We start from the raw sequence: 22646 nt of genomic DNA, 5'->3' as shown, positions 1-22646 counted from the left end.
CAGGCACTGGCCGTCGCGGTCTCGACGTACCGGGGGCGCGTGCACTACGGGCTCGTGGCCGACGCCAGGGCCGTCCCGGACCTCGATGTGCTGGCCCGCGCCGTGACCGAGGAGCTGCGCGCGCTGACCGCCGCCTGCGCGCCCTGACGCGCATCGAGTTTGGAGACTGGACCGGGCCGTTTGTAAAATTTCGCTCTCATAGCTCTCGACAACGCGCGCGAACCGGGCGTGACGTGCGAGAACTCCTCCCAGAAACGGCAGCGGCGATGACGGTGACAGACGACAACCAGGCCCCGGGGGCCCCTGACCTCTCCGGGGCCGTCCCCGGTCCGGGCATCGACCCCGAGCGGCTCGCCGTCTGCCTCAGCGTGCTCGACGAGCTCGACCGCCTCGACGTGGACCACCCCGACGCGATCGCCGTGCGGCGCGCCACCGCCGGGATCTACCGCACCGTGAAGCAGCGCCGCCGCCAGGAGCGCCGCGCCGCGAAGACCGCCCACGACAAGGCCGTCACCGAGGCGACCGCGACGGGCTCCGCACAGCGCATCGACGACGAGACCGAGGGCCTGCTGCCCCAGTCCCGCACCGAGGAGGGCGCCCTCGCCGGGATACTCCAGCGCCCGCGCTCCTGCTACACCTGCAAGACGCGGTACGTCGAGGTCGACTACTTCTACCACCAGCTCTGTCCGGACTGCGCCCGCCTGAACCGGTCCAAGCGCGACGCCCGCGCCGACCTCACCGGCAAGCGCGCCCTGCTCACCGGCGGCCGCGCCAAGATCGGCATGTACATCGCGCTGCGCCTGCTGCGGGACGGCGCGCACACCACGATCACGACGCGCTTCCCCAAGGACGCCATCCGCCGCTTCAAGGCGATGGAGGACTCCGCCGACTGGATCCACCGCCTGGAGGTCGTCGGCATCGACCTGCGCGACCCGGCCCAGTCCGTCGAGCTGGCCGAGCGCCTCGCCGCGCAGGGCCCGCTCGACATCCTCATCAACAACGCCACGCAGACCGTGCGCCGCCTGCCCTCCGCCTACGCCGCCCTGGTCGACGGCGAGAGCGCGCCGCTGCCCGCCGGTGAGCTGCCCGCCCACTCCGTGATCGGCGCGTTCAACTCGGGTGCGGTCGACGGCATCGCCGCGCTGCCGATCGGCACCAGCGGCCTCGACGCGCAGAAGGTCGCCGACCTCGCGCTCGTCGCGGGCAACGCCAGTGTCGAGCGGCACCTGGCCGGCACCGCCATCGACGCGGGCGGCCTCGTCCCCGACGTCGTCGACTCCAACACCTGGGTCCAGACCATCGACCAGATCTCCCCGGTCGAGCTGCTCGAGACCCAGCTCTGCAACTACACGTCGCCGTTCATCCTGATCAGCGCCCTGCGCCCGGCGATGGCCGACGCGGCGAAGAAGGCGTCGAGCGGTCGCGCGTACGTCGTCAACGTCTCGGCGATGGAGGGCGTCTTCGGCCGCGGCTACAAGGGCGCGGGCCACCCGAACACCAACGCCGCCAAGGCCGCGATGAACATGGTGACGCGCACCAGCGCCCAGGAGATGTTCCAGTCCGACGGCATCCTCATGACCTCCGTCGACACCGGCTGGATCACCGACGAGCGCCCGCACTACGACAAGCTGCGCCTGGCCGAGGAGGGCTTCCACGCCCCGCTCGACCTGATCGACGGCGCGGCCCGCGTCTACGACCCGGTCGTGCGCGGCGAGTCGGGCGACGACGTCTACGGCGTCTTCCTGAAGGACTACGAGCCCGGCAAGTGGTAGCGGAGCCGGTGCTGGACGGCGTCTGAGCCGCCGGTGGGGGAGGCGGCCCGCACCCGCGTGCCGCCGTCCACCACCAGGTCCGCGCCGGTGATCCACGACGCCTCGTCCGACACCAGCCAGCGCACCGCCCGCGCGACGTCCTCCGGCTCACCGATGCGTCCGCCGGGCAGCCCCGCCGCCACGCTCTCCTCCGCCCGCTCCCACACGAACCGGGCCATCTCGGTGCGGACCAGGCCGGGGGAGACCGAGTTGACCCGCACCGACGGGCCCAGCTCGCCCGCCAGCTGAGCGGTGAGGTGCAGCAGCGCCGCCTTGCTCGTCCCGTACGCGCCGACGTGCGGGCCGACATGGGCGGCGCCTTCCGTGCACACGTTGACGACGGCGCCGCCGTGCTCGGCCATCCAGGCCCGCCACGCGCACTGCACGAGCCGCAGCGCCGCCTCGACGTTCACCGTGAACGCCGTGCGCCACGCGTCCGGGTCCACGTCCATCAGCGGCCCGTACGGCTGGTTCGTCGCCGCGTTGTTCACCACGATGTCCACCCGGCCGAACGCGGCCATCGCCCGCTCCACCGCCTCCCGCAGATGCGCGGGGTCGGCGACGGACCCCGCCACGCCCACCGCGTCCGCGCCGCCCGCCCGCAGTGCCGCGACCGCCTCCCGCACGCCGTCGGGATCGCGCGCCGTCACGCACAACGCGGCTCCGGCGCGGGCCAGTTCCTCGGCCACGGCCCGCCCGATCCCACGCGAGGCACCGGTCACGAGGGCCGCCCTGCCGTCGAGAACACGGGGCGAGACCATGGGCGTACGGTCTCATACCGCGCTCAATTCCTGCGCTGTGCGGGGGAGTTGGGCGATGGTCCGCCGCGATCCGTTCATCTGCTGGGCGCGGGAGTCGGGTGCTGAGCCGCAGCGACAGGTTCATCTGCTGGGCGGGGGAGTCGGGTGCTGAGCCGCAGCGACAGGTTCATCTGCTGGGCGGGGGAGTCGGGTGCTGAGCCGCAGCGACAGGTTCATCCGCTGGGCGGGGGAGCCGAGCGCTGCGCCGCAGCGACCGGTTCATCCGCTGTGTGCGGCAGTTGCGTGCTGCGCCGCCGCCACCAGCTCCAGCACGGGCCGCCAGTCCTCCATGACGCCCGCGTCCAGGCCCACCACCTTGCCCGCGTCGTCCGCCTGGCGCAGGGTCACCGCGTCGTCGGCCAGCGGGTCCGCCTCGAACGCGGCCACCTCCTGCGCCGACATCGGGCCACCCTGCACGCCCAGCGTCAGCGCGCTCTGCGCCGACAGACCCCGGCCCGGTTCGAGCGCGCTCAGATAGCGCTTCGCGGGGACGTGCAGCTGGACCAGGCGCGCCACCCGTACGCCGAGCAGCCCGCGCACGGCGTACGCGGCGTGCTCCGCGTGCCCGGCGTCGTCGCCCGGGTACAGCAGATGGCCCAGATCGTGCACGAGCCCCGCGACCTGCAACTCCTTGTCGCTGGGCCGCCCGCGCCTGAGCAGCGCCGCGGTCTGCAGCGCGTGGTCGTGCAGGTCGACCGGGTCGCCGCTGCGGTCCGGGGTGTCCCACGTGTCCCGGCAGGCGTGCAGCGCCGCCATCAGCTCCTCGACGGTGCGCAGCTCGACGCGTTCCCCGCGGTTCATGGCCGACTCCTCCCGAAGCTCAAGCGCTGCCTGTGCGTCTGTCCGGAAGGAGACCAGGGGGAGGCCATGCGCAGCGGACCGGCAGTCGACGGAACGGTCAACGGGGCGTTAACGATGCCCGATCCCGCCGGGGTCTGAACATCCCGGGTGCCCCGCCCGTATCTTCCCGTACCAGTCGCACGTATCGGCTTCGCTCAGCTCCACTCAGCTCCACGTACCGACTCCGGTCATCAGGAGGACCGCTTGCGTCGCGTGAACGGCACCACCCTCATCCTCGCCGCCCTGGTCGCCACCCTGGGCGCCCTGGCGTTCCCGATCTGGTCGTACGCCGACCGGTCGGGAACCGGCCAGGCCAACCTGGACGCGGGCACGGTGTCCACCCAGTGGGGCCCGCTGTCCGCGACGGACCGGGACTTCCTCGTCAAGGTCAGGCTCGCCGGGCTGTGGGAGATCCCGGCCGGCCAGCAGGCGATGGAGCGCGCCCCGACGCAGGCGATCAGGGACGCGGGGGACCACCTCGTCATCGGCCACACCGACCTCGACGCGCGCGTGCGCTCGGTGGCCGCGCGGCTCGGCGTCGAGCTGCCCAACCAGCCGTCCGCGCAGCAGCAGGGCTGGCTCCGTGAGATGTCCGCGGCGAGCGGCAAGGACTACGAGCGCAAGTTCGCCAATCTGCTCCGCGACTCGCACGGCAAGGTCTTCGCGCTCATCGCCCAGGTCCGGCACACCACCCGCAACAGTCTCGTACGGGACCTCGCCACCGACGCGAACCAGACGGTCCTGGACCACATCACCATGCTGGAGGGCACTGGCAACGTGGACTTCGACTCCCTCGCGAACGAGGCGGCGGGCACCGCGACGGCCAGCCCGTCGGGCCCGCCCGCGCCGAACGGCCAGGCCCCGCCCGCTCCCTCTCCCGCCCAGCCCACGGGCTCGCCCGACGCCACCTCCCGCCCGTCGGCGCAGCCCACCGAGGGGCCCGGCCGCACGATCAACACGGACCGGCCCGCGCCCGACTACTGAGAAAACGCCTAGGGGAGCCGAAATTCGCTCGCGCGGCCCGCCGCCGCGTGGCTGAATGAACACCCGGCGACCCCCACGGGACGTACGGGTTTCAGCCCCATCGAGCGGACCCTCGCTCATTTGGTTACTCTGTAGCCGGACGGTTACTGCAAGTGGGTCCCACCCGTACCCATGGAACCGCCCGGGGAGAGGCCGGCCACCACGGCCGATCCCACCAGCGACACCGGCGCCACCGCGCCCGAACTGGCCCTCTACTCAAGCCCGATCGGGCGTCCGGTGTCCGGCGCGACGCTGGGCCGGTCACGCCGGAGCGGGTTACCCGACACATTAGGAGTGCGCGGTGACACCAGAGAAGACGAATCACGAGCAACGCCCGAAGGAACGTACGGAGCGGGCCGGCCGCCGCAGGCCGGAGAAGCTCGGCAGCCTCGACGTCTGGGCCCGGTCGGCCCCGATCCGCCTCGCCGGGTACGAGGACGACCTCGCGGAACCGCACATCCTGCCCAGCGTCGACTGAACCCCGCGGCCCCGGAACCGGCCGTCCGCCCGCACCCCCGCGCCCAGCCGCGGGGTGCGGGCACACGTATGCGCCAACGTGTGCACACTTTCCCAGAGCCCTGCACGGTCATCGGACCTGTGTCCGGCGGATGTCCAAGTATCCGGCCGGTTTGTCCATGGACTGTTCCCGTGCGCCCGCGAATCATCGGACCTCATGTCGACCGAGTTCCGTACGAAACCGCGCACCGGGCGGCGCGGGCCGCGCCTCCTCGGCGCCGCGCTCGCCCTGTTCCTGACCGCCGCCCCGCTCTCCGCCGCGCACGCGGCCCCGGCGGACACCGCCGCGCCCCGCACCCTCCCCGCCCTCACCGACTGGCACGCGGCGAAGGGCGCCTACACATACAGCGCGCAGACCCGCCTGGTCGCCCACGACGCCGCCTCCCGGCGCGTCGCCCGCACCCTCGCCGACGATCTCCGCGCCGCCGGAAAGGGGGCGGTACCCGTCACGGGCGGCGCGGCCCGCACCGGCGACATCGTTGTCGACGTGGACGCCCGCGAGCGCCGGCTGGGCGCCGAGGGCTACGAGTTGACCGTCGGCAAGCGCCTGGAGATCACCGGCGCCGCCGAGACCGGCGCCTTCTACGGCACCCGCACCCTCCTCCAGCTCCTCGGCCGGCGCACGCAGATACCGGCGGGCCGGACCGTGGACGTGCCCGAGTACAAGGAGCGCGGCGTCGGCGTCTGCGCCTGCTACGTGCACCTCTCCACCGACTGGCTGGAGAACCTGGTGCGCGACATGGCGTACCGCAAGCTCAACCAGCTGCTCCTCGAGATCAAGGTGAAGAGCGACGCCCACCCCGAGGCCAACACCTGGGGCTACTACACCAAGGACGAGATCAGGCGCCTCGTCGCCCTCGGCGAGAAGTACCACGTCACGATCGTCCCCGAGATCAACTCGCCGGGCCACATGGACCCGTGGATCCAGGACCGCCCCGACCTCCAGCTCGTCGACACCGACGGCAACGCCCAGCCCTCCCGCCTCGACATCACCAGGCCCGAGGCCCTCGCCTACTACAAGAGCCTCATCGACGAGTACGGCGACGTGTTCCCCGCGCGGTGGTGGCACATGGGCGCCGACGAGTACATGCTCGGCTCCGACTTCGCCAAGTACCCGCACGTCCTGGAGTACGCGCGCGCCACGTACGGGGCGAACGCCACCCCGCAGGACGCCTTCATCGACTTCGTCAACCGGGTCGAGGCCTACGCCGCGAGCAAGGGCAAGCGGCTGCGCATCTGGAACGACGGCCTGACCGGCGCCAACACCGTGCCCGTGAAGCCCGGCACGACGGTCGAGCACTGGCTGAACGTGAACGTGAAGCCCTCGCAGCTCATCGCGCGGGGTTACCCCGTCATGAACGCCGCCTACTCCCTCTACGTCATCCGCGGCGGCTTCCACTCCGACACGGAGAAGCTGTACGACGAGCAGTGGGACCCGCGCGGCTTCGAGGGCGAGAAGCTGGCCTCGCGGGACGGCATCACCGGCGCCAAGATCAGCCTCTGGCCGGACAACGGGCGCGGCGAGACCGAGAACGAGGTCGCCGAAGCCGCGTTCATGCCGCTCAACCACATCGCCCAGACCACCTGGGGCACGCCCCACCCCGACGCCGACTACGCCGGGTTCACCGCCCGCGCCGACGCCGTGGGCCACGCGCCCGGCGTGCGGGACCTCACCCGCGTACCGCTCGCCGACGGCGCGTACACCCTCGCCGACCGCGGCCACCGCGCCGCCCCGGCCCGGGTACGGCTCGCCCGCACCGCCGACGGCTACGCCACCCTCACGAACGCGGACGGCGCCTGCCTGGAGACGCGCGGCGGGAAGCTGACGCTCAACGTGCCGCTCGACCCCGGCTCCGCCGTCACCTGGGAGAAGTGCGACGCGAAGAACACGCTGCAGCGCTGGCAGCTGACCGCCTCCCCGGGCAAGGGCGGCTACCTGCTCACCAACGCGATCACACGCATGACCCTGGACACGACCGCGTCCGGCGCGCTCGTGCAGTACCCGCCGGACCAGAGGACCCCCACGACCTGGACCCTCACCCGCGCCCGCGTCTGAGCCCCGCTTGAGCCGAAGGGACCCCTCACCCATGCCCCTGACTCGACGCACCTTCCTGGCCGCCGCGACCGCCACCGCCGCGGCGGTCGCGACCACCACCACCCTGCCCGGCTCGGCCGCGGCGTCGGTGGCCGCCCCCGCCGAGCCGTACTTCCGTATCCCCGTCAGCCCCGACGACAGCCCCGCACGCCTCATCGCGAAGGCCGCCCGCGTCCGCCCCACCGAACGCCAACTCGCCTGGCAGCGCCTGGAGAAGACGGCCTTCCTGCACTTCGGCGTCAACACGTTCACCGGCCTCGAATGGGGCACGGGCGACGAGGACCCGGAGATCTTCCAGCCCACCGGGCTCGACACCGACCAGTGGGCGCGCGCCCTGCGCGACGGCGGCTTCAAGCTCGCCATCCTCACCGCGAAGCACCACGACGGCTTCGTCCTCTACCCGTCCCGCTACACCAAGCACAGTGTGCGCGGCAGCAGTTGGCGCGACGGCAAGGGCGACGTGCTGCGCTCCTTCGCCGACTCCATGCGCAAGCACGGGATCAAGGTCGGCGTGTACATCTCGCCCGCCGACGAGAACCAGTACCTCGACGGCGTCTACGCCAACGGCAGCGCCCGCACCACCCGCACGATCCCCACCCTCGTCGACGGCGACGACCGCGCGGGCCGCACCGGCCTGCCCACGTACGAGCTCGACGCCACCGACTACGGCGCCCACATGCTCAACCAGCTCTACGAGGTGCTCACCGAGTACGGGCCCGTGGACGAGGTCTGGTTCGACGGCGCCCAGGGACGGATCCCGCCGGACAAGGTGGAGGCGTACGACTGGGACAGCTGGTACGCGCTGGTCCGCGCCCTCGCCCCGGACGCCTCGATCGCCGTCTCCGGGCCCGACGTGCGCTGGGTCGGCAACGAGGACGGCATGGCGCGCGAGAACGAGTGGAGCGTCATCGCCGTCAAGGACAGCGGCAACGGCAAGTACGACCGTGTCCTGCCCTACGACACCGCCGACGAGGGGAGCCGGGACGCGCTGCTCACGGCGCAGCCGGACGCGGCGGCCCTCCAGTGGTGGCCCGCGGAATGCGACGTCTCGATCCGGCCCGGCTGGTTCTACCACGCCGACGAGAGCCCCAAGTCGGTTGAGGAGCTGACGGACATCTGGTACCGGTCGGTGGGCCGGGGCGCCGTGCTCCTGCTCAACATCCCGCCGGACACGGACGGCCTGCTGCCCGCCGCCGACGTCGTACGGCTGCGGGAGTTCCGCGAGCGCACCGACCGCGAGCTGCCCAGGGACCTGGCCCGGGGCGCCCGCGTCCGGGACGACCGGGCCGGCACCCGTACCGTCGATCTCGGGCGGCCCACGGCCGTCGACCGGATCCGGATCGCGGAGGACATCCGGCACGGACAGCAGGTCGAGCACTTCGTGGTCGAGGCGCGGGTCGACGGCGCGTGGACCACCGCCGCCGAACTCGGCACCATCGGGGCGGCCCGCATCCTCGCGCTGCCCGAGCCGGTCACGGCGCGGCGCTGGCGGCTCCGGGTGACGCGGGCGAGGTCGGCCGTGCACATCGCGGAGTTCGGTCTGTACAAGTCACAGGGGTGAGCCGGGCAGGAGCGGGATCGGCCGCGACCCCGCCCCTAGCCCTTTGGCCCCTGCCGCCCCGTGCGAAGATCGGTTCGATTCGCCCCACCCCGTTCGCGCAGGAGGCCGGATGACCGCCCAGGAGCCGACCGTGTCCGCGTGCTGCGCGGCGCCGCGCGGAGCCGTCGCCCCGGCCCTGCCGCTCGCGGTCCCGCCGAAGGGGGCCCGGAAGAAGCCGCCGGGCAAGGGCATGGTCACGCTCCAGGGCGGCACGTTCCTCATGGGCAACGAGGACGAGCGGGCCAACCCCGGTGACGGTGAGGGACCGGTTCGCCAGGTCGCCGTCTCCGCTTTCCGCATCGACGCACACGCCGTCACCAACGCCCAGTTCGCCACCTTCGTCAAGGACACGGGGTACGTCACCGCCGCCGAGCGGTTCGGCTGGTCGTACGTCTTCGCCGGGTTCCTCGCCCCGGAGCTGGTGCGGGCGACGCGGGCCCCGGCCGGCACCCCCTGGTGGCGCGGCGTCGAAGGCGCGACGTGGCGGGCGCCCGAGGGCCCCGGCTCCGGGGTCGGGGACCGGGCCCGCCACCCCGTCACCCATGTGAGCTGGGACGACGCGAGCGCGTACGCGGCCTGGGCGGGCAAGCGGCTGCCGACCGAGGCCGAGTGGGAGTTCGCGGCGCGCGGTGGCCTTGAGCAGGCCCGCTATCCGTGGGGGGACGAGCTGACCCCGCGCGGGCACTGGCGGTGCAACATCTGGCAGGGCGAGTTCCCTCGGGTCGACACGGGGGAGGACGGGCATGTGGGGACGGCGCCGGTCGATGCGTATCGGCCCAACGCGTACGGCCTGTACAACGTCGTGGGCAATGTGTGGGAGTGGGTCGGCGACCGCTTCACCGCCACGCACGACGCGGCCCCTTCCACCGATCCGCGCGGCCCGGTGGAAGGGGCCAACCGCGTCATGCGCGGCGGCTCCTACATGTGCCACGACTCCTACTGCAACCGCTACCGGGTCGCCGCCCGCACCTCCAACACCCCGGACTCCAGCACCGGCAACTGCGGCTTCCGCTGCGCGGCGGACGTGTGACCCGCGCCCCTGGGTGCGTCGTCGACTGCGGCGCCGTCGTGGTTGCTCGCGCAGTTCCCCGCGCCCCTGAGATGCGCACTTCGTGCGCCATCTCAAAGGGGCGCGTCGTAGGTGCGCCCTCTCGGAGGGCCGCGTGTGATGCGCCCCTCGCAAGGGCGCGTTTTGGAGGGGCGCACGTGCAACGCGCCCCATGGAGCTGCGGCGAAGCCGCATGCTTCAGGGGCGCGGGGAACTGCGCGACCAGCCACGACGGCGCGTGAGCCGGGGGACGGGCGCGCTGCCCACGGCGGGTGGCCGCAGACCCCGGGTCAGTCCAGCTGGGCCCGCAACCAGGCCTCCACCTCACCCACATGCCCAGCGGCAGCGACCCGCGCGGACTCCGGGTCCCGAGCCACCAACGCCGCATGAATCCGGGCGTGCTCCCGCCGGGTCCGCTCGAACGCACCCTCCTGCTGATAACCCCGCCAGACCCGCGCCCGGAACGTCCGTGACGACAACCCCTCCAGGATCGCCGCCATCGTCTCGTTCCCGGCGGCGGCCACGATCGCCCGGTGGAAGGCGAGGTCGTGGGAGAGGATCTCCTCGGGGTCGTCGGTGGCCTCCATCGCCGCCAAGTGGGTCTCCACCTCGACCAGTTGCGGCCCGCTGATCCGCGCAGCGGCAAGCGCCGTCGCCGTCGACTCCAGAACGCGCCGCACCTCGAGCAGCTCCACGAGCCGCGGCCCCCGCGACAGATCCGCGACGACCCCGAAGGTCTCGAGCAGATCCCCGGCCTCCAGCTGCGTGACGTAGATACCGGAACCGTGCCGCGCCTCGAGAACCCCGAGCACCGTCAGCGCACGGATCGCCTCCCGCATCGAACTGCGGGAGATCCCGAGCTGGACCGCGAGGTCCCGCTCGGTCGGCAGCCGCTGACCGGGTTCGAGCCGGCCGCCGCCGATCATCGCCTTGATCTGTTCGATCGCCCGCGCCGTGACGGTGCCGGCGCCCTTCTGGGGGGCGGTCTGCTCCACGATGACGTCCTCCGGGGTGCGGGTCCTCGGCCGAAGTCTAACCAGCAAGGTGGTCGGACCACTATGGCCGGGAAGCCCACAAAACCCGTGCAGACGGGTGTTGCCGAGGCCAAGTGGTCTGATAAATATCTCGGCGCGGCCCGGTGCCAGGACGGCGGGACCGGCCGCGAGCCCATGACCTCCGGAGCCGAGGAGCAGTCCGATGACCGGCACCACGAAGCGCGCGAAGAGGCAGACGACCGGACGGAGGACGAGAGCGGGGGCGCTGCGCCTGGCGGCGCTCGCGGGCTGCGCCTCCCTCGCCCTCACCGCGTGCGGCAGCACGAAGGACGGCACGGCGGGCGCGGCGGGCGGCGGCGACGGTTCGGGCCGGGTGGGCGTGATCCTGCCCCTGCTGACCTCGCCGTTCTGGCAGTCGTACAACGACTACGTGCCGAAGATGGCGAAGTCGGAGGAGGTCGACGCGCTGAAGACCGTCAACTCCAACAGCGACCCGTCGCAGCAGATCACCGACATCAACAACCAGCTCAACCAGGGCGTCGAGGGCCTCGTCGTGGCCCCCCTCGACAGCGCCGCCATCGCCGCCGGACTCGACCAGGCCGAGCGCAAGGGCGTGCCCGTCGTCGCCGTGGACGTGGCGCCCGAGAAGGGCAAGGTCGCCATGGTCGTACGGGCGAACAACGTCGCCTACGGGATCAAGGCGTGCGAGTTCCTGGGCCGGCAGGTCTCGTCCGGCAAGGTCGTGCAGATCATGGGCGACCTGGCGTCGGTCAACGGGCGAGAGCGCTCCGAGGCGTTCCGCGACTGCGTCCAGCGGAAGTACCCGAAGCTGAAGGTCCTGGAGATCCCGGCCAAGTGGGAGTCGGACACCGCCGCCTCCAAGCTGGACACCCTCCTCAACGCCAACCCCGACCTCAAGGGCATCTACCTGCAGGCGGGCGGCGTCTACCTCGCCCCGACCCTGCAGACCCTCAAGTCCAAGGGGATGCTGAAGACGGCCGGTCAGGCCGGGCACATCGCGATCGTCTCCAACGACGGCATCCCGCAGGAGTTCGACGCCATCCGCAAGGGCCAGATCGACGCCACCGTCTCCCAGCCCGCAGACACGTACGCCAAGTACGGCATGTACTACATCAAGGCGGCGATGACGGGGAAGACGTTCGAGCCGGGGCCGACCGACCACGGTTCGAAGATCGTCAGGCTGCCCGGCGGCATCCTGGAGGACCAGCTGCCCGCCCCGCTGGTCACCAAGGAGAACGTCGACGACCCCGAGCTGTGGGGGAACACGGTCCGATGACGGCCCCCGCACCCGTTCCCCTCGTGGAAGCACACGGCATCGCCAAGCGCTACGGCCCCACCGTCGCCCTCGCCGACGGCCGGCTCACCGTGCGCGCGGGCGAGTCCCACGCGCTGGTCGGCCGCAACGGCGCGGGCAAGTCCACCCTCGTCACCGTCCTGACCGGCCTCCAGGCACCCGACGCGGGCACGCTCCTCTTCGACGGCGAGCCCGCGCCCCCGCTCGGCGACCGCGAGGCGTGGCGCGCCAAAGTCGCCTGCGTCTACCAGAAGCCGACCGTCGTCCCCGAGCTGACCGTCGCCGAGAACCTCTTCATCAACCGGCAGCCCGGTGCCCGCCGCGGCTTCTTCAGCTGGAGGACGCTGCACGCGGAGGCCGCCGGGCTCCTGGACACGTGGGACATCCGTGTCGACCCCGGCGCCCGCACCGCCGACCTCCAGGTTGAGGACCGGCAGATGGTCGAGATCGCGCGGGCGCTCAGCGGCGGCGCCCGGTTCATCGTCCTCGACGAGCCGACCGCCCAGCTCGACAACCGCGAGATCGAGCGCCTCTTCGCCCGGATGCGGGCCCTCCAGGACTCGGGCGTCACCTTCCTCTTCATCTCCCACCACCTCCAGGAGGTCTACGAGGTCTGCCAGACGGTCACCGTGCTGCGCGACGCCCGCTGGATCACCACCGCGCCGGTCGCCGAACTGCCGCGCCCCGCGCTGGTGGAGGCGATGGCGGGGGAGGCGGTCGCCGAGCAGGCCGCTGCCGCCGCGGAGGCCGTCGTGGAACAGGACGGGGTGGACGCACCGGTGGTCCTCTCCGTCGCGGGGCTGACCTCCGACACGTACGCGGACATCGATCTGACCGTGCGGCGCGGTGAGGTCGTCGGGCTCGCCGGGTCCAGCGGCAGCGGCAAGACCGCCCTCGCCGAGTCGCTCGCGGGTCTGCACACGCCGACGTCCGGGACCGCCCGCCTCGACGGGGAGCGGCTCCCGTTCGGCGACGTCGGCGCCGCGCTGGCCGCGGGGGTCGGCTGCGTTCCGCGCGACCGGCACGACCAGGGTCTCGTCACCGGCATGACCATCGGGGACAACGCCACCATGTCCGTGCTCGGACGGCTCGGCCGGTACGGGTTCGTCGGGGCCGCGCGCAAGCGGGCCGTCGCCCGTGACCTCATCGAGCGGCTCGACATCCACACCGAGGGCCCCGACCAGCCGGTCTCCGACCTGTCCGGCGGCAACGCGCAGAAGGTCGTCATGGCCCGCGCGCTCGCCTCCGACCCGCGCCTCCTCGTCCTCATCAACCCGACCGCCGGCGTCGACGTGAAGTCCAAGGAGTCGCTGCTGCGGCGCGTCGACAACGCGCGGGACGACGGCACGGCCGTCCTGGTCGTCTCCGACGAGCTGGACGACTTGCGTCGCTGTGACCGGGTGGTGGTGCTGTTCCACGGCCGGGTCGTCGCCGAGCACCGGGCCGGCTGGTCGGACCATGACCTCATCGCCTCCATCGAGGGAGTGTCCCGTGACTGACCTCAGGGCACGGGGCTCCGCCCCGGACCCCGCTCCTCAATCGCCGGAGGGGCTTCTAAAGGCCCCGACCGCACTGGCGGGCCGCAAGCGTTCCGCGCGCGGTGTGCTGCTGCGCCGCGCACGCGAACTCGCCCTCGTACCCGCCTTGTTGCTTCTCCTCGTCCTCGGCGCGGTCGTCAACGACTCCTTCCTCACCGAGCGGAACCTGATCTCCATCCTCGGCGCGTCCGCCGCCCTCGCGATGGTGGTCCTGGCCGAGTCCCTCGTCCTGATCACCGGCAAGTTCGACCTGTCCCTCGAATCGGTCGTCGGCATCGCCCCGGCCGTCGGCGCGCTCCTCGTGCTCCCCGCCGCCCAGTCGGGCTGGGGCACGGAGTTCCCGGCCGCCCTCGCCATGCCGGCGATCCTCGTCGTCGGCGGCGTGATCGGCGCGTTCAACGGAATCCTCGTCGTCAAGTTCAAGCTGAACGCGTTCATCGTCACGCTGGCGATGCTGATCGTGCTGCGCGGCCTGCTCGTCGGCGCCACCAAGGGCAAGACGCTGTTCGGGATGCCGGAGTCGTTCTTCTCGCTGGCCACCACGACGTTCCTGCGCATCCCGATGTCGGTGTGGCTGGCGGCCGTCTGCTTCGGGATCGCCGGGCTCGTCCTCAAGTACCACCGCGTGGGGCGCGCCCTGTACGCGATCGGCGGCAACGCCGAGGCCGCCCGCGCCGCGGGCATCCGCGTCGAGCGCGTCATGCTCGGGGTCTTCGTCGTGGCGGGCGTCCTCGCCTCGGTCGGCGGCATCATGCAGACCGGGTACGTCGGCGCGATCAGCGCCAACCAGGGCAACAACATGATCTTCACGGTGTTCGCCGCGGCGGTCATCGGCGGCATCAGCCTCGACGGCGGCAAGGGCACCATGTTCGGCGCGCTGACCGGCGTGCTCCTGCTCGGCGTCGTACAGAACCTGCTCACCCTCGCCCAGGTGCCGTCCTTCTGGATCCAGGCGATCTACGGCGGCATCATCCTGCTCGCCCTGATGATCGCCCGCGTCACCACCGGCCGCGCCCAGGACTGACCCGAGCCGCCACCCTCGTACCCGCCCGAAAGGCAACCGTGTCCGCAATCACCCCGCGCGTCACCGCGGTCGACACCTACGACATCCGGTTCCCGACCTCCCGGGAGCTCGACGGCTCCGACGCGATGAACCCCGACCCCGACTACTCCGCCGCCTACGTCGTCCTGCGCACGGACGCCGCCGACGGGCACGAGGGGCACGGCTTCACGTTCACCATCGGCCGCGGCAACGACGTGCAGGTCGCCGCGGTCCGAGCACTCCGCCACCACCTCCTCGGCCGCTCCGCCGACGAGCTGTGCGCCGACCCGGGCTCGCTCAGCCGCGACCTGACCGGCGACAGCCAGCTCCGCTGGCTCGGGCCCGAGAAGGGGGTGATGCACATGGCGGTCGGCGCCGTCGTGAACGCGGCGTGGGACCTCACCGCCAAGCGTGCCGGGATGCCGCTGTGGCGGCTGCTCGCCGAGGCGGAGCCCGAGTGGCTCGTCCGGCAGATCGATTTCCGCTACATCACCGACGCGCTCACTCCGGAGGAGGCCCTGCGCATGCTGGAGGAGGGGCGGGCGGGCGCCGCCGAGCGCACCGCCCGCCTCGCCGAGCGCGGCTACCCCGGCTACACCACCTCGCCCGGCTGGCTCGGCTACTCCGACGAGAAACTCACCCGCCTCGCCCGGCAGGCCGTCGCCGACGGCTTCACGCAGATCAAGCTGAAGGTCGGCGCGGACCTCACCGACGACATCCGGCGCTGCCGCACCGCCCGCGAGGTCATCGGCCCCGGCATCCGGATGGCCATCGACGCCAACCAGCGCTGGAACGTCGACGAGGCGATCCGCTGGACCACCGCCCTCGCCGAGTTCGACCCGTACTGGGTCGAGGAGCCCACCAGCCCCGACGACATCCTCGGCCACGCCGCGATCCGCAGGGCCGTCGCCCCGGTCAAGGTCGCCACCGGCGAACACGTCCAGAACCGCGTCGTCTTCAAGCAGCTCCTCCAGGCCGGCGCCATCGACGTCCTCCAGATCGACGCCGCCCGTGTCGGCGGCGTCAACGAGAACCTGGCGATCCTGCTGCTCGCCGCGAAGTTCGGCGTCCCCGTCTGCCCGCACGCGGGCGGCGTCGGCCTGTGCGAACTGGTCCAGCACCTGTCGATGTTCGACTACGTGGCGCTGACAGGCACCACCGAGGACCGTGTCATCGAGTACGTCGACCATCTGCACGACCACTTCCTCGACCCGGTCGTCATGCGTGAAGGTCACTACATGCCACCGGTCGCGCCCGGCTTCTCCGCCACCATGCGGCCGGAGTCCATCGCCGAATTCACCTATCCGGACGGTGCGTTCTGGTCGAAGGACCTGGCCGCGCCCGAACCGCCCCACACGCCCCACACGCCCCACACGCCCCACACGAACGGAGCCGCAGCATGACCCACAGCCCGCACGGCACTGACTTCGCCGGGCTCAAGGCCCTCGTCACCGGTGGCGCCTCCGGCATCGGCCGCGCCACCGCCGAACTGCTGCTCGCGCGCGGCGCCGACGTCGCCGTCCTCGACCGGGACATCTCCGAGGTGGACAAGCCGCTGCGCGGGTACGCCGCCGACGTCACCGACGACGTGACCGTACGGGCCGCCGTCGCCGCCGCGATCAACGACCTCGGCGGGCTCGACATCCTGGTCAACAACGCGGGCATCGGCGCCCAGGGCACCGTCGCCGACAACGACGACGCCGAATGGCACCGCGTCCTGGACGTCAACGTGGTCGGCATGGTCCGCGTCGCCCGCGCCGCCCTGCCCGCGCTCCGGGAATCCGCGCACGCCGCGATCGTCAACACCTGCTCCATCGCCGCCACCGCCGGACTGCCGCAGCGCGCCCTGTACTCCGCGTCGAAGGGCGCCGTGTACGCGCTGACCCTCGCCATGGCCGCCGACCACGTCCGCGAGGGCATCCGCGTCAACTGCGTCAACCCGGGCACCGCCGACACCCCCTGGATCGGGCGGCTGCTCGACAAGGCCGACGACCCGGCCGCCGAACGCGCCGCCCTCGAAGCCCGCCAGCCCACCGGACGTCTCGTCTCCGCCGACGAGGTCGCGGGCGCCGTCGCCTACCTGGCGGGCCCCCTTTCCGGCGCCACCACCGGCACCTCCCTCGCCGTCGACGGCGGCATGCAGGGCCTGCGCCTGCGGCCCGCGGGACAGTGACGCCGATGCGGACCCGCACCCTCGGCCGGACCGGCGTACCCGTCACCGCGCTCGGCTTCGGCGCGGCGGGCATCGGCAACCTGTTCACCCCGGTCCGCGACGACGAGGCGTACGAGGCGCTCGACGCCGCCTGGGAAGCGGGCATCCGCTACTTCGACACCGCCCCGCACTACGGCATCGGCCTCTCCGAGCGCCGCCTCGGCGAGTTCCTGCGCTCCCGCCCCAACGGCTCGTTCACCCTGTCCACCAAGGTCGGCCGCCGCCTGGAACCGTACGAGGGCGGCGGCGACGACCTGGCCCAGGGGTTCGCCGTGCCCGCCACGCACCGCCGCGTGTGGGACTTCAGCGCGGACGGGGTGCGCCGCTCCATCGAGGAGAGCCTCGGCCGGCTCGGCGCCGACAGAATCGACGTGGTGTACCTGCACGACCCGGACGACCACGCCGCGCAGGCGTTCGGCGAGGCCTATCCCGAGCTGGAGCGGCTGCGCGGTGAGGGGCTCGTCGGCGCCATCGGCGCGGGCATGAACCAGGCGCGGATGCTGACCCGGTTCGTCAAGGACACCGATGTCGACGTGGTCCTGTGCGCGGGCCGCTACAGCCTCCTCGACCAGGGCGCCCTGCCGAAGCTGCTCCCCGCGGCGGCGGCGCGCGGCGTCTCCGTCGTCATCGGCGGCGTCTTCAACTCGGGTCTGCTCGCCGACCCGCGCCAGGGCGGCACGTTCGACTACACGCTCGCCTCGCCGGTCATGGTGCGCAAAGCGCTGAAGCTGAAGGAGCTGGCCGCACGCCACGGCACGACCCTGCGCGCCGCCGCGCTCGCCTTCCCGTTCGGCCACCCGGCCGTCACGGGTGTCCTTGTCGGCACCCGCTCGACGGCCGAAGTCCTGGACACGGTCCGGCAGTTCACGACCCCGGTGCCGGACGCGTTCTGGGCGGAGGCCCGCGCCCGCCACCTCCTCGCCGCCGACGCCCCCACCCCCGTACAGAAGGAGAGCGCGTGAGACTCGCCCTGCACACCAAGGTCCGCGCCGACCGGGTCGAGGAGTACGAGGCCGCGCACCGCGAGGTCCCCGCCGAACTCACCACCGCGATCCGTGCGGCCGGGGCCACACGCTGGACGATCTGGCGCAGCGGCACGGACCTGTTCCACGTCCTGGAGTGCGAGGACTACGGCCGCCTCCTCGCCGAACTGGAGAAGCTCCCGGTCAACGTCGAGTGGCAGGCCCGCATGGACGAACTCCTGGACGTGGCGCACGACTACTCGGCGCAGGGCGCGGGCGCGGGCCTGCCGGTGGTCTGGGAGCTGCCGTGACCCCGCCCGTCACCCTGGTCGACGCCCATCACCACGTCTGGGACCTCTCCGTCCGCGACCAGGGCTGGATCACCGGGCCCGCACTCGCCCCCATCCGGCGCACGTTCACCCTCGACGATCTCGCCCTGGAGGCGCGGGCCGCCGGGGTCGGGGCGACCGTGCTCGTGCAGACCGTCACCGTCGCCGAGGAGACGCCCGAGCTGCTGGCCCTCGCTGAGGGGAGCGGCCTCGTCGGGGCCGTCGTCGGCTGGACCGATCTGACCCGGCCCGACGTGGGCGAGACCCTGGCCCGGCTCCGGGAACTCCCCGGCGGGCGGCACCTCGCGGGCATCCGGCACCAGGTGCAGGGCGAGCCCGACCCGGAGTGGCTGCTCCGCCCCGACGTGCACCGGGGGCTGGCCGCGCTCGCCGAGGCCGGCCTGGTCCATGACCTCGTCGTCCTGCCGCACCAACTGCCCGCCTGCGTCAAGGCGGCCGCGGACCACCCGGACCTGACCTTCGTCCTCGACCACGCCGGGAAACCGCCGGTCGCGACGGGGGAGACCGAACCCTGGCGCAGCCACGTCCGGGCGCTCGCCGCCCTGCCCAACACCGTCTGCAAACTCTCCGGGCTGGTCACGGAGGCCGACTGGCCGACCTGGAGCGTCGACGACCTGCGGCCCTACGCGGACACGGTCCTGGAGGCCTTCGGCCCCGGCCGGGTCATGTTCGGCTCGGACTGGCCGGTGTGCACGCTGGCCGGGACCTACGGTCACGTGCTGGACGCCGCGCGGGAGTTGGTGGGCGGGCTCGATCCGGACGTGTTCGCCGGGACCGCCCGGCGCGTCTACCTCAGCCGCGTCGGGGCGAGGAACTCCCGTACGTAGGTCCGCTCCCACCACGCCCCCGTCGCCCGCAGCTCGCGCCACGTCGAGAACCGGTAGCGGTACACCAGGACCCGGATGTGGGCGGGCGGCGCGTCGGGGAAGGGACAGTGGCGCAGGAGGCGGAGCGTGTCCCGGTCGCCTTCGAGGAGGCGCTCGACGAGGCCGTCGAACCAGGGACGCGCGTAAGCGGGCGACAGCGCGGCGAACCACATCATCCAGTCGAGCCGCAGATGGTAGGGCGCGAACTGGCGCGGGAGGCGGCGCGGATCGCCCGGCTTGCCCTTGAACTCGTAGGCCCGCCACTCGGAGTCGGCCCGCGGCCTGACGTCCGCCGTCCCCTCGATCACCAGCTCCTGCCGGACCCGCCCGACGGTGCCGAAGGCCCCGTACGCGTTGACGAGGTGCAGGGAGTCGTACGAGCGGTTCATGGACTGGCGGCGCGAGAGCAGATTGCGGGCCGGGCGCCAACTCAGTACGGCGACGAGAGCGGTCAGGGCGAGCACGAGGACCTCGTACCAAAGGGGTGCCTTCGGCAGGCCGGGCGGCGTGTGCAGCGGGGTGAGGTCGAGCGCGGCGGCGGCGATCACGACCGTCAGCCAGTTCAGCCACGCGAAGTTGCCCGACAGGATCAGCCACAGCTGCGTGACGATCATGACGGCGGCGGCGACGGTGGCGATCGGCTGCGGCGCGAAGAGGAGGAAGGGCACGAGCAGTTGGGTGACGTGGTTCGCCGCCGCCTCCACGCGGTGCAGCGGACGCGGCAGGTGGTGGAAGAACCAGCTCAGCGGAGCGGGCATCGGCTGCGTCTCGTGGTGGAAGTACAGGCAGGTCAGCTTCCGCCAGCACGCGTCGCCGCGCCATTTGATCAGGCCCGCGCCGAACTCCAGGCGGAACAGCAGCCAGCGCAGCAGGAACAGGACGAGGACCGGCGGGGCCACCTCGTCGTTGCCGAGGAACACCGCGAGGAAGCCCGTTTCGAGGAGCAGGGACTCCCAGCCGAAGCCGTACCAGGTCTGGCCGACGTTCACAATCGACAGATACAGCATCCAGGGCACCAGCCACAGCAGCATCGCGGCCCACAGCGGCAGCAGCCCGTCCGCGCCCGCGAGCAGCGCCACGGCGAGGGCGGCGCCGGTCCACGCGCACCCGGCGAAGAACCGGTCCGAGTAGTGCAGCCGGAACAGGGTCGGCGCCCGCCGCCACTCCACCCGTCCCAGGAACCGCGGCACCGGCTGCATGCCGCGCTCCCCGATCAGCGCACGGAACTGCAGCGCGGCTCCGACGAACGCGGCCAGATAGACCACGGCGAGCCCACGCTGAAACACCAGGCGACTCAGCCAGTAGTCCCCGTCACCGAACCAGTCCACGTCCCCCAGTGTCCCGCATGCGGCTCCCCGGGGCCCGGCCTAGCGTGGGCTGCATGGACGCGGGTGACGGGGTCGGCGAGGAGCCCGGGGAGGGGCCGGAGGAGCATGCGCGCGGGTTTCTCGAGGCGTACGGGCGTGGCCTACGCATGGGCGGCTTCGAGTGGGACCTGGACTCCGGTCTGATGCACATGGACTCCAACGCGCACGACGTGTTCGACATCGCGCCCGAGGAGTACGACGACCGGCCCGAGACCCTCGGGATGCGCGTCCCGCCCGCCGAGGGCGGCCGGCTCGACGCGCTCGTCTCCCAGGCGCTCAAGAGCGGCGAGGAGAACTACGGCGCGTACTTCCGCATCCGCACGCGCGCGGGGGAGCTGCGCTGGACCCACACGCGCGGGTACATCCGCCGCGACGACAGCGGCCGTCCGCGCCGCATCGTCGGCATCGTGCGCGACGCCACCGACGAGCTGAACGACGCCACCGTGCAGCGCGAACGCGCGGCCCGCGAGGCGCTGCGGCGGCGCGAGACCAGCGTCGTGCAGTCCACCACCGCCGCCCTCGCCCACGCCCGCACCGTCACCGAGGTCATCGACGTCCTGCGCGAGACGCACGGCGTCGAGCACCTGGGCGCGACCAGCTTCGTCATGGGGCTGCTCCGCGCGGGCCGCATCCACCTCGTCGCGGAAGGGCCCGCGGGCAGCTTCGTGCCCGGCACGCACGTCACCCGCGTGGACGACCCGTACCCGATGGGCGAGGTCGTGCGCACCCTCAAGCCGCGCTTCATCGAGTCGCCCGAGGACTTCGCCGCGTCCTTCCCGGTCCTCTGGCCGCACATCACGCACCTGAACATCCGCTCGGCCGCCTACCTGCCGCTCATCGCGCAGGCCCGCCCCATCGGCGCCGTCGGCCTGCTCTACCACGACCGCCAGGGCTTCACGCAGTCCGAACGCAACGTGCTCGTCGCCCTCGGCAGCAGCATCGCGCAGAGCCTCCAGCGCGCCATGTTCTACGAGCAGGAGAAGGACCTCGCCCAGCACCTGCAACAGGCGATGCTGCCGCGCACCATCCCGGCCGTGCCGGGCGCCGACATCGCCGTCCGTTATCGGGCCGCCTCCGGGCACGCCCTCGGCCGCGACATCGGCGGCGACTGGTACGACGTCATCCCGCTGCCCGGCGGCCGGGTAGGCGCCGTCATCGGCGACGTCCAGGGCCACGACCCGCACGCCGCCGCCGTCATGGGCCAGCTCCGCATCGTGCTGCGCGCCTACGCCGCCGAGGGCCACACCCCCGCCACCGTCATGGCCCGCGCCTCCGTCTTCCTGCACGAACTCGACACCGAACGCTTCGCGACCTGCCTGTACGCCGAGGCCGACCTGTCGACCGGCGTCGTGCAGATCGTCCGCGCCGGACACCTCGACCCGCTGCTCCGCCTCGCCGACGGCACCTGCCGCAGACTGCCCGTCGACGGCGGCCTGCCACTCGGCCTCTCCGCCGAGTTCGGCCGCCTCGCCTACCCGGTGACCACCGCCGAACTCGACCCCGGGCAGACCCTGCTGCTCTGCACCGACGGCCTCGTCGAACAGCCCGGCGCCGATCTCGACGACGGCCTCGACGCCCTGACCGCGCTCATCGCCGCCGGACCCGCCGACGTCGACCAGCTCGCCGACCGGCTCTGCTCCTCCGTCGCCGACGGCGGCGGCGAGGACGACGTGGCCCTGCTCCTGCTGCGCCGCCGCGCGGAGGCCACCCCGCTCAGCGGCAGCCGCCTCACCGAGCACGTGCCGCCCGGCGACCCGGAGGCGCTGCGCGCGGCCCGGCACATGATCCGCGCCGCCGTCCGCGCCTGGGGCGCCCGGGAGAGCGCCGACGAGATCGAGCTCGTCGCCGACGAACTCGTCACCAACGCCCTCATGCACACCGAGGGCCCGGCCGTCATCACCCTGCGCGTGCTCAGCGGCGCCGAACGCAGGCTGCGCGTCGACGTCGAGGACACCTCCAGCGCCCTGCCGCGGCGCCGCGACGCCGGTGACGCGGGCGTGTCCGGGCGCGGCCTCCTCCTCGTCGACCGGCTCGCCGACGTGTGGGGCGTGGAGGCGCGCGGCGGCGGCAAGTGCGTGTGGTGCGAGTTCGTCGTACCCGCCCGTGTGTCACCCGTATGGCGTAATCCCTGATATCCCCCGTGAGCGGGGCCACATCCCCGCTGCCGCACCGCGAGGAACCGTCTCGCTGCTCCATCCGGTCACAGCCCGTGAAGCCCCTTGTTGCACGGACGCCGATGGTGCCGCGCCATGGGGAACGAGGCACA

20 protein-coding genes are annotated in these 22646 nt (G+C 72.6%); 16 read left to right on the top strand and 4 right to left on the bottom strand.

Going from position 1 to position 22646, the window contains the following annotated elements:
- The coding region (locus N5I75_RS14415; RefSeq protein WP_476677903.1) for a WS/DGAT domain-containing protein at window positions 1-147 on the top strand (147 nt) is incomplete at its 5' end.
- A gap of 119 nt (window positions 148-266) precedes the next feature.
- A complete protein-coding gene (locus tag N5I75_RS14410) occupies window positions 267-1772 on the top strand; it encodes an SDR family NAD(P)-dependent oxidoreductase (RefSeq protein ID WP_476677538.1) in 1506 nt (501 codons plus the stop codon).
- On the opposite strand, the gene N5I75_RS14405 is transcribed toward N5I75_RS14410, so the two are convergent.
- Both N5I75_RS14405 and N5I75_RS14400 read right to left on the bottom strand, forming a co-directional pair.
- Window positions 1751-2572, bottom strand: coding sequence for an SDR family oxidoreductase (locus N5I75_RS14405; RefSeq protein ID WP_476677537.1), 822 nt, complete (start codon window positions 2570-2572; stop codon window positions 1751-1753). The two genes, N5I75_RS14410 and N5I75_RS14405, sit on opposite strands and share 22 nt — an antisense overlap.
- A 258-nt stretch (window positions 2573-2830) precedes the next feature.
- Window positions 2831-3412 (bottom strand): inositol oxygenase family protein, encoded by a 582-nt coding sequence (locus N5I75_RS14400; RefSeq protein WP_476677535.1) that lies wholly within the window; start codon window positions 3410-3412, stop codon window positions 2831-2833.
- Window positions 3413-3655: 243 nt separating this feature from the next.
- On the opposite strand from N5I75_RS14400, the gene N5I75_RS14395 reads away from it, so the two are divergent.
- From N5I75_RS14395 to N5I75_RS14375, 5 genes are all read left to right on the top strand, one after another.
- A complete protein-coding gene (locus N5I75_RS14395) occupies window positions 3656-4435 on the top strand; it encodes a DUF4142 domain-containing protein (protein WP_476677533.1) in 780 nt (259 codons plus the stop codon).
- Window positions 4436-4775: 340 nt separating this feature from the next.
- On the top strand, window positions 4776-4952 hold the full coding sequence (locus N5I75_RS14390) for a hypothetical protein (protein WP_476677531.1): 177 nt from the start codon (window positions 4776-4778) through the stop codon (window positions 4950-4952).
- A gap of 195 nt (window positions 4953-5147) precedes the next feature.
- Window positions 5148-7046 (top strand): family 20 glycosylhydrolase, encoded by a 1899-nt coding sequence (locus tag N5I75_RS14385; RefSeq protein WP_476677529.1) that lies wholly within the window; start codon window positions 5148-5150, stop codon window positions 7044-7046.
- Window positions 7047-7077: 31 nt separating this feature from the next.
- On the top strand, window positions 7078-8646 hold the full coding sequence (locus N5I75_RS14380; protein WP_476677528.1) for an alpha-L-fucosidase: 1569 nt from the start codon (window positions 7078-7080) through the stop codon (window positions 8644-8646).
- Between the two features lie 109 nt (window positions 8647-8755).
- Entirely contained in the window at window positions 8756-9715 is a 960-nt protein-coding gene (locus N5I75_RS14375; RefSeq protein WP_476677526.1) for a formylglycine-generating enzyme family protein, read from the top strand.
- Between the two features lie 308 nt (window positions 9716-10023).
- Here N5I75_RS14375 and N5I75_RS14370 read toward each other — a convergent pair whose 3' ends face one another.
- Window positions 10024-10728 (bottom strand): FadR/GntR family transcriptional regulator, encoded by a 705-nt coding sequence (locus tag N5I75_RS14370; protein WP_476677524.1) that lies wholly within the window; start codon window positions 10726-10728, stop codon window positions 10024-10026.
- Window positions 10729-10930: 202 nt separating this feature from the next.
- Between N5I75_RS14370 and N5I75_RS14365 the strand changes: the two genes are divergently transcribed.
- The 8 genes from N5I75_RS14365 to N5I75_RS14330 all read left to right on the top strand — a co-directional run bounded on the left by N5I75_RS14365 (window position 10931) and on the right by N5I75_RS14330 (window position 18974).
- The gene (locus N5I75_RS14365) at window positions 10931-12025 is read left to right on the top strand and encodes a sugar ABC transporter substrate-binding protein (protein WP_476677522.1); all 1095 of its coding nucleotides are present in this window, start codon (window positions 10931-10933) and stop codon (window positions 12023-12025) included.
- Window positions 12022-13542: a sugar ABC transporter ATP-binding protein gene (locus N5I75_RS14360; protein ID WP_476677520.1), complete on the top strand. Its 1521-nt coding sequence runs from the start codon at window positions 12022-12024 to the stop codon at window positions 13540-13542. Before N5I75_RS14365 ends, N5I75_RS14360 begins: the two co-directional genes overlap by 4 nt.
- 73 nt (window positions 13543-13615) lie before the next feature.
- Window positions 13616-14605 (top strand): ABC transporter permease, encoded by a 990-nt coding sequence (locus N5I75_RS14355; RefSeq protein WP_476677902.1) that lies wholly within the window; start codon window positions 13616-13618, stop codon window positions 14603-14605.
- A 38-nt stretch (window positions 14606-14643) separates the two neighbouring features.
- On the top strand, window positions 14644-16026 hold the full coding sequence (locus tag N5I75_RS14350; RefSeq protein WP_476677518.1) for an L-fuconate dehydratase: 1383 nt from the start codon (window positions 14644-14646) through the stop codon (window positions 16024-16026).
- Complete coding sequence (locus tag N5I75_RS14345) at window positions 16023-16796, top strand: SDR family NAD(P)-dependent oxidoreductase (RefSeq protein WP_476677516.1); 774 nt, start codon at window positions 16023-16025, stop codon at window positions 16794-16796. The genes N5I75_RS14350 and N5I75_RS14345 overlap by 4 nt, the downstream gene beginning before the upstream one ends.
- A 5-nt stretch (window positions 16797-16801) precedes the next feature.
- Window positions 16802-17797 carry an aldo/keto reductase gene (locus N5I75_RS14340; protein WP_476677515.1) on the top strand — a complete coding sequence of 332 codons (996 nt, stop codon included), beginning with the start codon at window positions 16802-16804 and terminating at the stop codon, window positions 17795-17797.
- Window positions 17794-18108: an L-rhamnose mutarotase gene (locus N5I75_RS14335; protein ID WP_476677513.1), complete on the top strand. Its 315-nt coding sequence runs from the start codon at window positions 17794-17796 to the stop codon at window positions 18106-18108. Before N5I75_RS14340 ends, N5I75_RS14335 begins: the two co-directional genes overlap by 4 nt.
- Window positions 18105-18974: an amidohydrolase family protein gene (locus N5I75_RS14330; protein WP_476677511.1), complete on the top strand. Its 870-nt coding sequence runs from the start codon at window positions 18105-18107 to the stop codon at window positions 18972-18974. The genes N5I75_RS14335 and N5I75_RS14330 overlap by 4 nt, the downstream gene beginning before the upstream one ends.
- Here the strand turns inward: N5I75_RS14330 and N5I75_RS14325 are convergent.
- A complete protein-coding gene (locus tag N5I75_RS14325) occupies window positions 18935-20341 on the bottom strand; it encodes a lipase maturation factor family protein (protein WP_476677509.1) in 1407 nt (468 codons plus the stop codon). The two genes, N5I75_RS14330 and N5I75_RS14325, sit on opposite strands and share 40 nt — an antisense overlap.
- Before the next feature lie 53 nt (window positions 20342-20394).
- On the opposite strand from N5I75_RS14325, the gene N5I75_RS14320 reads away from it, so the two are divergent.
- Window positions 20395-22512: a SpoIIE family protein phosphatase gene (locus N5I75_RS14320; protein WP_476677507.1), complete on the top strand. Its 2118-nt coding sequence runs from the start codon at window positions 20395-20397 to the stop codon at window positions 22510-22512.
- Window positions 22513-22646: the final 134 nt, after the last annotated feature.

The sequence above is a fragment of the Streptomyces sp. R818 genome (assembly GCF_056172735.1).
The sequence above is the reverse complement of the archived record's forward strand: the minus strand, read 5'-3'. Positions and strand labels throughout refer to the sequence as shown.